The sequence below is a fragment of the Candidatus Cloacimonadota bacterium genome (genome assembly GCA_012516855.1).
Lineage (GTDB): Bacteria > Cloacimonadota > Cloacimonadia > Cloacimonadales > Cloacimonadaceae > Syntrophosphaera.
In genome coordinates this window covers 1-12,466 of the sequence record JAAYWB010000071.1, presented here as the reverse complement: position 1 = coordinate 12,466, position 12,466 = coordinate 1, and the positions used below count along the sequence as shown (strand labels likewise).

Here is a 12,466-nt window from a genome sequence, read left to right as displayed (position 1 = left end):
CGGCTTGCGATGCCTGGTCACGCTCAATCCTGCAACAGTTTTTCCAGCAACAGGGTGGCGCATTCAGGCAGTTTGGTGCCGGGCCCGAAAATGGCCGTGGCGCCTTTGTCCAGCAGGAAATCGTAGTCCTGGGGCGGAATCACGCCCCCAACCACGATTAGGATATCCTCGCGGCCAAGCTTTGCCAGTTCCTCCACCAGTTGCGGCAGCAGGGTCTTGTGGCCGGCGGCCAGTGAACTCATGCCGACGATGTGGACGTCGTTTTCCACTGCCTGGCGGGCTGTTTCGTCCGGGGTCTGGAACAGGGGTCCCATGTCCACGTCGAAACCCATGTCGGCAAAAGCGGTGGCAACCACCTTTGCGCCGCGGTCGTGGCCGTCCTGGCCCATTTTGGCAACCAGGATGCGGGGGCGGCGTCCCTCGCGGTCGGCAAACCTGTCTGTGAGGGCGCGAACTTGTTCTATTTCATCCATTTTGGCATACTCGCTGCTGTAAACGTTGTTGATGAGTTTGATGGAAGCCTGGTGGCGTCCGAAGACGGATTCCATGGCGCTGGAAATCTCGCCCAGGGAAGCTCTGGCCCGGGCAGCGTCCACCGCCAGCTCGAGCAGGTTTCCGGTTTTGTCTTTAGCTGCCTGGGTGATGGCGCCGAGGCAGGCTTTCACCCTGGCTTCGTCGCGTTCGGCGCGGAGTTTGGCCAAGCGGGCGATCTGGGATTCGCGCACAGCGGAGTTGTCCACTTCCAGGATTTCCATCGGGTCTTCCTTCTCCAGACGGTATTTATTCACGCCCACGATGGTGTCTTCTCCGGAATCGATGTGCGCCTGCCTTCTGGCGGCTGCTTCCTCGATGCGCAGTTTGGGCAGGCCTGTTTCGATGGCCTTGGCCATGCCGCCCAGTTTCTCCACTTCCATGATGTGGCCCCAGGAGCGCTTCATCAGGGCGTCCGTAAGGCTTTCCAGATAGTAGGAGCCGGCCCAGGGGTCGATAACCTTGGTGATGCCGGTCTCGTGCTGCAGGAAGAGCTGGGTGTTGCGGGCGATGCGGGCGCTGAAATCGGTGGGCAGGGCAATGGCTTCGTCCAGGGAATTGGTGTGCAGGGATTGCGTGTGTCCCAGCGTGGCGGCCAGGGCTTCCACACAGGTGCGGATCACGTTGTTGTAGGGATCCTGCTCGGTGAGGCTCCAGCCGGAGGTTTGGGAATGGGTGCGCAGCGCCATGCTCTTCGGGTTTTTGGCCCCAAAACCTTTGATGATCTTGGCCCAGAGCACTCTTGCGGCGCGGAGCTTGGCCACTTCCATGAAGTAGTTCATGCCCTCGGCCCAGAAGAATGACAGCCGGGGCGCGATCAAATCGATGTCCAGGCCAGCGTTCACGGCCGTGCGCACGTATTCCAGGCCATCGGCCAAAGTATATGCCATCTCCAGGTCGGCGGTGGCTCCTGCTTCATGCATGTGATAGCCGGAAATGCTGATGCTGTTGAACTTAGGCATGTTCCGCGACGTGTATTTGAAGATGTCAGCGATGATGCGCATGGAGGCTTCCGGTGGATAGATGTAGGTGTTGCGCACCATGTATTCCTTCAGGATGTCGTTCTGGATGGTGCCGTTAAGCTGTTCCGGCTTCACACCCTGTTCCTCAGCGGCCACGATGTAGAAGGCCATGATGGGAATCACGGCACCGTTCATCGTCATGGAAACACTCATCCTGTCCAGCGGTATCCTGTCGAAGAGGATTTTCATGTCCAGAATGCTGTCCACAGCCACCCCAGCTTTGCCCACGTCACCGATCACCCGGGGATGATCGGAATCGTATCCGCGGTGGGTGGCGAGGTCAAAAGCGATGGAGAGGCCTTTCTGGCCCATGGCCAAATTGCGGCGGTAAAAGGCGTTGGATTCCTCGGCGGTGGAAAAACCCGCGTATTGACGGATGGTCCAGGGCCGCTGGACGAACATGGAAGGATAAGGCCCCCGCAGGAAAGGCGGCAGGCCGGAAAGATAATCTAAATGCTGCAGGTTGTCCAGGTCAGCCTTGGTGTAAAGCGGCTTCACGTCCAACTGTTCGTTGGTGCGCCAGGCTTTGGATGCGACTGCTTCCCGCGCTTTGGGTTCCGCGGCGAAGCTGGGATTCAGAGTGGTGAAATCAGGTTTCATTTTTGCACCCCCATGCGGGCGGCCAGGTATTGCAGGGTGTCCAGCAGGTTTGCCCGCAGATGGATGAAGACATCAATGCCGCTTTGTTTGTGAGCTTCCACCTGGTCGGCCGGATAGCCTGCCAGGATTTTTATCTTGTCTTTCAGTTGAGCGCAGAGCGCGGGCACCAGTTCGGGATACTTGTCGTCCGTACTGCAGATGCAGACAGCTTCGTAGTCCCCGGCGGCCTCCACGGCGGACTGAACATCGGTGTAGCCAGTTCCTTCCACCACGATAAATCCGCCCACCTGCAGGAAGCCTGTGGCGAAGTCGGCGCGGACCTTGTATTCTGCCAGGCTGCCCATGGTGATCAGGAACACCTTTTTGCCATAAGCCGCCATCCGGGAGCGGAATTGTTCCAGAGCTTCCACCGCTCGGCGTTTCGGCAGGGCGCCCCACTCGAGGCGCACGGCGGCTTTGCTGTCATCAACAGAGGCTTCCGCCAAGGCCGGCAGAGCGTCATCCGGATTGGCATACATGTTCACGCCCACGAAAACATCTCTCCTTTTGTGCACGGCGTCGATCCTTGCCTGGGCCACAGCGTCGATCATGGTGTGGATGGTCCCGGCTTTGAGGCCGCGGATCATTCCGCCCCCGGCTTCCAGCTCCTGCATCATTTTCCAGGCCTGGCTTGCCAGATCCGCGGTGAGGCTTTCGATATAATAGCATCCGCCTGCGGGGTCGGCAACCCTGCTCAGATGGGCTTCCTCGGCCAGGATAAGCTGCTGGTTGCGGGCAAGCCGTTTGGAAAACTTGGTGGCCTCGACGTCCAGCGTTGCGTCGAAACGGTCTATCTCAAGGCTGTCCACCCCTGCAACGACCCCGGCAAACCCTTCCGTGCTGGTGCGCAGCATGTTCACATAGAGGTCATAGCCGCTTTTGTTGAAGGTGGAGGTTTTTCCGTGGATCCAGATGCGGCGGGACTCGTCATTGCCGCCGAAAGCTTTTACCATCTCGCTCCACAGCATCCGGAAAGCCCTGATCTTGGCTATTTCCATGAACAAATTGGAACCGAGGGAAAACTTCACCTGAAACAGCGGGGCGATCTTGTCGATTTCCAAGCCGCTGACCTGCAAGCCCTGGATATAACCGATGGCGGTGGACAGGGCGAAAGCGAGTTCCTGCACGGCTGAGGCTCCGCTGGAGGCATAGACCGTGGCGTCGATGGAAAGGCAGCGCAGCCTGGGAGCTTTTTCCACCCTGCGCGCAACTTCAGCGCCCACCCGGCTCCAAACATCTTCCAGAGGCAGGTTCAGAAATCCCTTGCGGGCAAACTCGCCAGTGGGATCGAAGCCGAGGCAGCCGTCAAGCTGGCTCAGGTCCTGTTTGGTTTGGGCGCAAAACTCCTCCAGCCAGGAGAAGAGGTCGGGATCGCCCATATCCATTTGAGCCATGAGCGGTGCAGCTTTCAGGTCCACCCCTTTCAGGGCAGTGGCCAGGTCTTCCGCGGAGCGGAGCTCGATTCCAGCGGGAAAATCGTCGTGTTTCAGAACGAGGTTAACAGCAGAAAGTCCCCGGGAAAGCTCATCCAGAATTTCCCGGTTCAGGGCCGCCAGGTCTTGGGTGGTCTGTGCCTGGGCCACTTTCCAGCCTTGGCTGGCAAAGCCCTGAGGCGCGTTTCCCCGCTGGTGGGGAGCTTCGCCCGGCAGGGCGTCCGTGAAGCCCAGTCCGGCCACGTCTTCCTTTGTGTATATGGGTTTCAGGGTGATGCCTTCGTAAGTTTTGGTGCGCATCACCTTGTCGAAATCAGCGCCTTTAAGGCTGGCCACCACGGCCTGTTTCCATTCTTCCAGGCTGGGCGGCGGAAACTCCTTGCGGAGGTCCAGTTCTTGAAGTTCCATTTTCACTCTCCCTTCAGGACTCTTTGATGAGGGCCTGGACAGGCTTCATGCCGTAGGGCGAGCCGTTCACGATGGAGTCGAGGACAGCCCCGCCGCCGGTGAAAAAGTAGTATTGAGGATCATTCACCGCTTTTGCGAAAATGCCGGGCAGCAGACCTCGGAAATCCTGGATGGTGTCGCCGCCACCGAAGAGTTTCTGCGCACCGGTGTTCTTGTCGATCAGGCTGTACATAGCTTTGGTGCCCTCGGTGAAGAGGGCGGTGTAGCCCATCACGGCATTCACGAAAACGGTGGCGGCCCCGGCAAAGACTTCCTGCACTGCGGGTTCTGAAAAGGATTCCGGGGCAACGTCCAGCACATAGTTTAGCTGGGTGCCGGGCTTCAGGTCGGAGATTTTGTGGACTCTCCAGCTTTCAGCGTTTTCAAAGCTGTCCGATTCTATTATATAAGGAGGTTCAACGATGCGGTCTTTCAGGGGTCCGGCTTCCTGCAGGAATTTTTCCGCCATTTCCAGGTCGGAGGGTTCCAGGCCCTTGATTCCGATTTGGTATTTCACAGCCAGGTAGGCGTTGTAGAGAACCCCGCCCAGCACGAGTTTGTCGCTGATTTTGATGAGGGAGGAAAGGGGTCCTATCTTAGTGTCGAATTTCGAGCCAGCCACCACGGAAACCAGGGGTTTGCGGGGCTCGAAGACCTTCTGCAGGTTGGCGATCTCTTTCAGCATCAGCAGTCCGGCATAGGAAGGCAGATACTTGGTGATGTTGAAGGTGGAGGCATGCGGCTGCCAGGAACCAAAAGCATCATTGATGAAGAGGTCCGCAAAAGAGGCCAGTTTGGCGGCCAGGGCGTCAGAATCCTCGTTTTTGCTCTCTTCGCCTTTGAACCAGCGGGTGTTGGGCAGATACACGAAATCCGCCTTGCCCTCTTTCATGGCGGAAACCGCTGCGCCGATGGGGCTAAGGTCAGTTATCCCCTTTTCGCCTTCAGCCGGACAGTCAGGAATCAGTCCGCGCAACTGGAGTTTATCCTCCAGATACTTAACGATGGGGCCAACCGCCTCGCCTTCGGAAATGGTGATGGCTCCGGTGGCTTTGTTGTAAGGCCTGCCCACGTGGCTCATCAAAATGGGGCGGCCACCCTTCTTGAAAATATGCAGCAGGGTGGGGATCGTGGCTTCGATCCTCATCGGGTCTTTGATCTTGCCTTTTTTCACAACATTGTGGTCCATGCGCACCAGCACGGTTTTTCCGTGGAGGTCCGCTTCCAGGAAACAGGGAATGCTTGTCATGGCTCGGTTCTCCTTGTATGTCTTACATATCAAATACTTAACGGATATCAGAAAACGGCGGCAGAGAAAATGCCGTTTGGAAGCAGTTTGCCAAAAGGGGCGGCAGCGTCAAGCTTTTTCTCTTTTCAGGCGGCGGAACTCCCAGGGCGGGATGGCTTTGGGGTCAGACCAGAGGCCTTTCCTGTCCTGCCTGGCCTTCACTTCCAGGGCAGCCAAAACCGGGTCTTTGCTGTATTGCTTGTAATGCCAGGCCAAGCCGGCTTTCAGCAGTTCCTTGTTCAGGTTCTTCCCGCCGATGTAAACGGTGCCCAGATATCTATTGTAGCGGTCGAGTTCCTCATATTTCACTTTCACGGCCTTGCCAAAAACGAGGTCGGATGTGAATTGTTTGGCAACATTGCCGAAAGCCTGCCCCTTTTCCGGGCAATCCACCGCTGCCAGGCGCACTTTACAGGTGGTTCTGCCCTGCAAAACCGTGATGGTGTCGCCATCCTGGATGGAGACCACCTGGCCCCGGATTTCTTTCGCGGAAAGGAAACGAACGGCCAGTAGGACGATCAGCCCCAGCGCCAGGCTCAGCAGGGATTTTTTGGTGATCCTGTATCTCATGGAGCCTTTGTCGCTTTGGCAGCGCTTCTGTCAATGGAAATTCCGCCAACGGCGTTCTCAAATAACCGAATCTACCCGCTTTTCATTTGCCTCGTTTCGCCCTAATCTGCTCTGTATGGTGTCTTTTCAGGTTCCACCTCATTGCCTCCGCGTGATGTTTCTCGTTCATCCCCGGCGAATGCCTGATCTGTCGTCGGTGCTTTCCCCATTTACCCCATCCCACTCACTTCCCACTCACTTCCCGCTTAGTTCCCGCCTGTCAAACGGGAACTAAGCGGGAGGCGAAAAAGAGGCGGATGGGAAAGGGCAAAGGAAGCGGGCACAGGAAACCAAGTTACGCCCCTTTCAGCCTAAAGGCTATTTGAACAGCCAGTCATAGCGCGTGACCGAAAGCGCGTAAAGCTCTGTTTTATCCAGCGCCAGCAGTTCCGCCAGCACATCGAACAAGGAAGGGCTGGCAAGGCTTTTGCCGATCAGCAGGCGCGAGCCGTTCCACTCGCTGGAGGTGACGATGCGCCTGAGGTCATATTCCTTGCTGCGGGTGGGGGTGCTTTTGGTGAAGATATGCCGTTCGGCCTGGAAGAATTCCGCAATGCGGCTTTCCACGCCCGTCCGCAGGTTATCGGGAATGGCGATGCCGATGATTTCGCCAGTGGGCTGCCTGCCCTTGCCTTGGAGGGTTTCGCTGCGCAGGAAGCGGAATTGGGGGATGCGGGGCTGGGTGAAGGCCGCGGCTATTTCTTCGGGGCTGTAAGGTTTATGGAAAGAGACGTCGCAGAATTCGCACACGCTGGCGACGCCCAAAGGCAGGGGCGGACAGAGGCTCACCCGGGGATGGGGCGAAAAGCCTTGCGTGAAAACGGTTTCGAGCGGCATCTGCCCGATGAGGCGGAAAAGCATGCGCATCCAGTCCAGATGCGAAATGAAGCGCAGAATGCCATCCTTGGCATACCAGAGGCGGTAGCGGTGGCGGATTTGGCTCTGCTGAGGCCTGAAAGTCTTTCCGCGGCTGCCTTTCGGCGTGGGCAAAGCGATGTAGGCGGGGGCGGTAACGGTCTTCACGGAAGGGCCGCAAACTCCGCATCGCGAGCAGGCTTCACGGCAGTCGGGAGTTGTTTCCCCAGCCAGAGCGCGAGCCCATTCGCGCTCAAGGAGGCCCTTGTCGATGCCGATATCCACAAAATCCCAGGGCAGCGGCGCCATCAGGTCCCTGGCGCGCAGATACTCCTCCAGGTCGATGCCGCTTTCCTCGGCGGCGCGTTCCCACAGGGAATAGTCGAAACACTCGTTCCAGCCGTCGAAGCGGGCACCGAGGAGCCAGGCGCTGTGGATTAGTTCGCCCACCTTTTCGTCCCCGCGGGAAAAAACTGCTTCCAGCAGGGAATTCTCTATGGTGTGGTATTTCACGCGGACGGAGCGTTGGCGGGAAAAGGCCTGCTTCACTTTCAGGCAGCGGCGCAGAATCTCCTCCCGGGGAAGCACCCCGGCCCACTGGAAAGGCGTAAAAGGCTTTGGCACAAAGGGAGAGAGGGTGACGTTTATCTGCAGGCTGCGGCTCAGGGAGGCGATTTTTTGGATGAGGCTGACGATGCCCTCGATGTCCTCTTCGGTCTCCAGCGGCAGGCCCACCATGAAGTAGAGTTTAACCTTCTGCCAGCCGAGGTCGAGGGCTGTTTGCACGCCGCGGAGTATCTCTTCTTCGCTGAGGTTTTTGTTGATAATGTCGCGCAGGCGCTGCGAACCCGCTTCGGGAGCGATGGTGAGGCCTTCCCGGCCAAGTTCGCGCATCAGTTCCACCGTTTCCGGATCGAGGGCGTCCACCCTCAGCGAGGGCAGCGAAATGTGGGTGCGGTCGGTATCCACGGCCTCAAGCAGGCCCGCCAGCAGTTCCTTCACGCGGCTGTAATCGCTGCTGGAAAGGGAGAGCAGGCCGGCTTCGTCCCAGCCCGTGAGCGCCACCTCTTGCAGGATTTCGTCGCGCACTTCGGCAGCGTCGCGTTCCCGCACAGGGCGGTAGAAATAGCCGGCATGGCAAAAACGGCAGCCGCGGGAGCAGCCGCGCATGATTTCGGCCACGCAGCGGTTGTGGGTGGCAAGCTGCCAGGAAAGGATCTGCGGGCTGTGCAGGGTGCCGCCGGCGCCAAAGCCGGTGAATTTGCGCGAACTTACCCTTTGCCCCGTGTGCAGGGCCGGAACGTAACAGCTTTCGAGCTTTGCCAGTTCCTGCAGCCGCCCCTCCCTATCGCGCACGCGGCTGAAGATTTGGGCGATCTCAACGATGCCGGCCTCCGCCTCGCCGAGAAAAAAGACGTCGATGAAGCGGGAAAGCGGCAGAGGATTGGTGGCGCAGGGGCCGCCTGCCATCACGATGGGGTCGCTTTCCGCGCGGTCCTTCGCCAGCACGGGAATATCTGAAAGGGACAGCGTTTCGGGGATGTTTGAATAGGTGAGTTCGGTTTGCAGGGTGATGCCCACGAGGTCGAAATCCCGCAGCGGACGGCGGCTTTCGAGGCCGAAGAGGGGCAGCCGCTCACGGCGCATGATGTCTATCATGTCCAGCCAGGGCAGGTAGGCGCGGTCTGCCATAACACCGTCGAGGCGGTTGACGATGGAATAGAGGATCTTCAGCCCCAGATGCGAGACGCCCACCTCGTAAACGTCGGGATAGACGAAGCAGAAATTCACATCCTGCCAGGCTTTGCGCACCGCGTTGAGTTCGTGGTCGATGTAGCGCGAGGGCTTTTCCACAAGGGGCAGCCAGGGCTCGATGAGGACCTCTTGCATAGCTTACAGGGAACGGATGCGGATGTTTACCTGGTGTTTGTCACCCCGGCGGATGAGGGTTTTGCAGGCGGGATTGTCCTGCAGGTGTTTCCTGACGTCGGCGGCGCTGCTGCTGAGGTCTTCAAGGGTGCCTTCGTAGCGGCATTCCTGCAAGTAGAAACGGTCGCCGGGCCTGAGCAGTTCCTGAACGCGGGCGATGTCTTTCCAGTCGAAGAGGCGCTCGAAAAAGGTGGTGCGGAATTCGTATTCCATCCCGCTGCCGCGGAGGATGTCCATGCTGCGGAGGATGTCTTCAACAGGCACTTCGGAGCGCGAAACGAGGCGATAGAGGTCAGCCGGGGCCTTGATGTCCATCGCCCAGTAATCAACGAGCTTCTGTTCCACAAGGCTTTGCAGCACATCTGGATGGGAGCCGTTGGTGTCCATCTTCACGAGGAAGCCCATAAACTTCAGTTTCTTCACAAATCCGGTCAAATCGGGCTGCACCGTGGGTTCGCCGCCGGTGATGACGACAGCGCCGAGCTTGCCCCTCCTTCTGCGCAGGAAATCCAGCACCCGTCCCGTCGCCAGGGGCTTTTCAAAGCGCTCGGGATCGACCAGTTCAGGGTTGTGGCAATAGGGACAGCGGAAATTGCAGCCCTGCGTGAAGATGATGGCGGCCAACTGCCCGGGATAGTCGAGCAGCGAGAACTTTTGAAAACCGCCAATCCTCATCAGAGCGCGTGATGCTTCGCGGGGTCTTTCGCGCGGCTGTTCTTGATGGTGTCGAAAGTGGTGCGCAGCTTGAATTCCGCCTTTTTGCCCTCGTTCCATTGCGAGACGGGGCGCAGGTAGCCAACGATGCGCGAGAAAACCTCCGTATTCCTCTGGCATTGCGGGCAGTTGGCCTGTTCGCCGTTGAGGTAGCCGTGCTGGGGGCAGATGCTGAAGGTGGGCGAAAAAGTGAAGTAGGGCAAGCGGTAGCTGGAACAGATGGTGCGCACAAGCTTGCGGATGCTTTCGCCGTGTTCGACCCTCTCCCCGCCAAAGATATGCAGCACGGTGCCGCCGGTGTATTTGGTCTGCAGCTCGTCCTGGAGGTCAAGCACCTCGAAGATGTCGTCGGAAAAGTTCACCGGCAGTTGGGAACTGTTGGTATAGAAAGGCGTTTCGCCGCCGCAGTTGGCGCTGATGATATCCGGATAGAACTTTTTGTCGAGGATGGCGAGGCGGCAGCTGGTGCCTTCGGCCGGCGTTGCCTCAAGGTTGTAGTTGCATTCCGTCTCTTCCTGGAAATCCACCAGACGCTCGCGCAGGTAGTCCATCACTTTCAGCGCGAAGGCGCGCCCTTCCGAGGTTCCGAGGTTTTTGCCCAGGTAGTTCACGCAGGCTTCGTTCATGCCGATGATGCCGATGGTGGAAAAGTGGTTTTTCCAATACTGCATGAAGCGTTCGTAGATGTTCTTCAGGTAGAAGCGCGTATAGGGGTAAAGTCCGTTCAGGGTATAGCGTTCAAGGATTTTGCGCTTGATCTCGAGGCTGTTTTTGGCGATTTGCAGGTTCTCTTCCAGCAGAGTGAAGAATTCTTCCTCGCTGTGGGCGCGGTAGCCGATGCGGGGCAGGTTGAGCGTCACCACGCCGATGGAGCCTGTGAGCGGATTGGCGCCGAACAGGCCTCCGCCGCGGGCTTCCAGCTTGCGCGTGTCCAGGCGCAGGCGGCAGCACATCGAACGCGCGTCGTTGGGGTCCATGTCGGAATTCACGAAGTTTGAGAAATAGGGGATGCCGTATTTGGCCGTCGCTTCCCAGAGATAGCTGAGCTTGGGGTCATCCCAGTCGAAGTCTTTGGTGATGTTGTAGGCGGGAATGGGCAAGGTGAAAACGCGTCCCTTGGCGTCGCCTTCGATCATCACTTCGAGGAAGGCCTTGTTCAGCATGTCCATTTCGGGCTGAAAGTCGCTGTAAGTAAGGGTTTGCGGCTCTCCGCCGATGATCACGGGCGTATCCTTGTAGATGTCGGGAGTCTGCAGGTCCAGCGTGATGTTCGTAAAGGGCGTCTGGAAACCGACGCGGGTGGGCACGTTGATGTTGAAGATGAATTCCTGCAGCGCCTGCTTCACGTCTTCGTAAGAGAGCTTGTCATAGCGGATAAAGGGCGCCAGCAACGTGTCGAAATTGGAAAAGGCCTGCGCTCCGGCCGCCTCTCCCTGCAGCGTGTAAAAGAAGTTCACGATCTGCCCCAGGGCGCTGCGGAAATGCCTCGCGGGCGAACTTTCCACCTTGCCCTCGGCGCCGCAGAAGCCTGTCACGAGCAGGTCCATCAGGTCCCAGCCCACGCAATAGACGGAAAGCTGGCCAAGGTCGTGGATATGGATGTCGCCCTCGATATGCGCCCGGCGGATTTCCGGCGGGTATATCTTGTTCAGCCAGTAGGTCTTGCTAATCTCGCTGGCGATGTAATTGTTCAATCCCTGCAGGGAATAGGCCATGTTAGAATTCTCGTTCACCTGCCAGTCGAGTTTTTCCAGATACTTGTCGATGAGCTGCACGCCGCCGGTGGAAAACATTTCGCGGATGCGCGCGTGCTGGTCGCGGTAGATGATGTAGGCCTTCGCCGCCTTTTTGTAGGGGGATGCCAGCAGAACCTCTTCCACGATGTCCTGGATCCGCTCCACTTCAGGGATGTCGGAATCTATGATCTGCGCCAGGAGGTTCACCACCCGCGCCGTTAAAACTTCAGCAGCTTCGCCTTCAAACTCTCCAGTGGCCTCGCCTGCCTTGCGTATGGCCTGCACTATTTTTTGCTTATCAAAACTGACTATGTTGCCGTTGCGTTTCCGAATCTTCGAAAACATCACAATCCTCCCTTGCGATACGTATCGATAATCTGCTCGCGCGCATCAGGTTATAAGTTTTGATCTCACTTTAACCATAGCCGCGCCAATGCTGCGAGTTGTATAATAATAGGAACTTAGCATTTCTGTCAAGCGAAACTTGAGCGTTTTTGGATTTATTTTTCCCAAAGCAGTCCAAAGCCCGCAGATAAAAGATTTGGCGGCCCTGATCAGGCGGTCGCCGCACCGCCTTTTTCCCTGGAGCCTGGCGTCCAGCGAACACAGTGAGCATGGACGACAGGATGTGTTGCTGCGTCGATGCCTGTTCCCCGCTCGACGGCAGCCTTCCGCCAGCCTTTTCTCCCTTTCTCTTTGTCGGCGCTTCAGCGAGCGCCGCCACTTTTTCATCTGTGAAATCTGCGTGTGCCTCTTTTCCTCTTCGTTAACACACTCTATTTTCATTATGATGCGCCTCCCGAAAACCTCCCGCAGCCGGCGCGGGGATTGTTTGGGTGCGGATCAGGGGGCGTTTTTGCGCGCGTTAACATGCCCCTCTATAAACGTGCGTATGAGAAAAATGGGGTTGGGCGAAAGAATTATTTTTAAAACCACTCCGGGACTTCCTCGAGTGCGTGAAAGCCTGATGGGAAGGGTGAGGCATCAGCCGCGGGGATGATATTAACCAACGAAATCCGCCTGGTCCGGGATTTCAACAAGAGATTCTTTGGTTTTGCATAGTGGGTGTCAAATTCGCAATTTCGCAAGTTCCCTTTCTCCGGACCTTTTTCCCCCGGTCCGGGAAGAGAATATCCAAGATACTGATATATATACTATATAACATAATATATACTAAATTAGTAGGAATTAGTAGTTAGATAGGTATATATATGTTATATATGGATATATGTTAGTCTATTGTCCCGGATGCTGCACCTGCCC

7 protein-coding genes are annotated in these 12,466 nt (G+C 57.4%); all 7 read right to left on the bottom strand.

The window, feature by feature from the left end:
• Positions 1–23: 23 nt before the first annotated feature.
• Positions 24–2,153 carry a methylmalonyl-CoA mutase gene (gene scpA, locus GX466_07405; GenBank protein ID NLH94027.1) on the bottom strand — a complete coding sequence of 710 codons (2,130 nt, stop codon included), beginning with the start codon at positions 2,151–2,153 and terminating at the stop codon, positions 24–26.
• Positions 2,150–4,033: a methylmalonyl-CoA mutase gene (locus tag GX466_07400; protein NLH94026.1), complete on the bottom strand. Its 1,884-nt coding sequence runs from the start codon at positions 4,031–4,033 to the stop codon at positions 2,150–2,152. Before GX466_07400 ends, scpA begins: the two co-directional genes overlap by 4 nt.
• A 13-nt stretch (positions 4,034–4,046) precedes the next feature.
• Complete coding sequence (locus GX466_07395; protein NLH94025.1) at positions 4,047–5,321, bottom strand: phosphoglycerate kinase; 1,275 nt, start codon at positions 5,319–5,321, stop codon at positions 4,047–4,049.
• A 108-nt stretch (positions 5,322–5,429) separates the two neighbouring features.
• The gene (locus tag GX466_07390) at positions 5,430–5,930 is read right to left on the bottom strand and encodes a thermonuclease family protein (protein NLH94024.1); all 501 of its coding nucleotides are present in this window, start codon (positions 5,928–5,930) and stop codon (positions 5,430–5,432) included.
• A gap of 357 nt (positions 5,931–6,287) precedes the next feature.
• A complete protein-coding gene (locus GX466_07385; GenBank protein NLH94023.1) occupies positions 6,288–8,714 on the bottom strand; it encodes a DUF2344 domain-containing protein in 2,427 nt (808 codons plus the stop codon).
• Positions 8,715–8,717: 3 nt separating this feature from the next.
• Complete coding sequence (locus tag GX466_07380; protein NLH94022.1) at positions 8,718–9,428, bottom strand: anaerobic ribonucleoside-triphosphate reductase activating protein; 711 nt, start codon at positions 9,426–9,428, stop codon at positions 8,718–8,720.
• Positions 9,428–11,548: a ribonucleoside triphosphate reductase gene (locus GX466_07375; protein NLH94021.1), complete on the bottom strand. Its 2,121-nt coding sequence runs from the start codon at positions 11,546–11,548 to the stop codon at positions 9,428–9,430. Before GX466_07375 ends, GX466_07380 begins: the two co-directional genes overlap by 1 nt.
• Positions 11,549–12,466: the final 918 nt, after the last annotated feature.

Excerpts from the sequence above, each read along its gene's own strand:
- scpA (NLH94027.1), bottom strand. The coding sequence starts at position 2,153 with ATGAAACCTGATTTCACCACTCTGAATCCCAGCTTCGCCGCGGAACCC.
- GX466_07400 (NLH94026.1), bottom strand. The coding sequence starts at position 4,033 with ATGGAACTTCAAGAACTGGACCTCCGCAAGGAGTTTCCGCCGCCCAGC.
- GX466_07395 (NLH94025.1), bottom strand. The coding sequence starts at position 5,321 with ATGACAAGCATTCCCTGTTTCCTGGAAGCGGACCTCCACGGAAAAACC.
- GX466_07390 (NLH94024.1), bottom strand. The coding sequence starts at position 5,930 with ATGAGATACAGGATCACCAAAAAATCCCTGCTGAGCCTGGCGCTGGGG.
- GX466_07385 (NLH94023.1), bottom strand. The coding sequence starts at position 8,714 with ATGCAAGAGGTCCTCATCGAGCCCTGGCTGCCCCTTGTGGAAAAGCCC.
- GX466_07380 (NLH94022.1), bottom strand. The coding sequence starts at position 9,428 with ATGAGGATTGGCGGTTTTCAAAAGTTCTCGCTGCTCGACTATCCCGGG.
- GX466_07375 (NLH94021.1), bottom strand. The coding sequence starts at position 11,548 with ATGTTTTCGAAGATTCGGAAACGCAACGGCAACATAGTCAGTTTTGAT.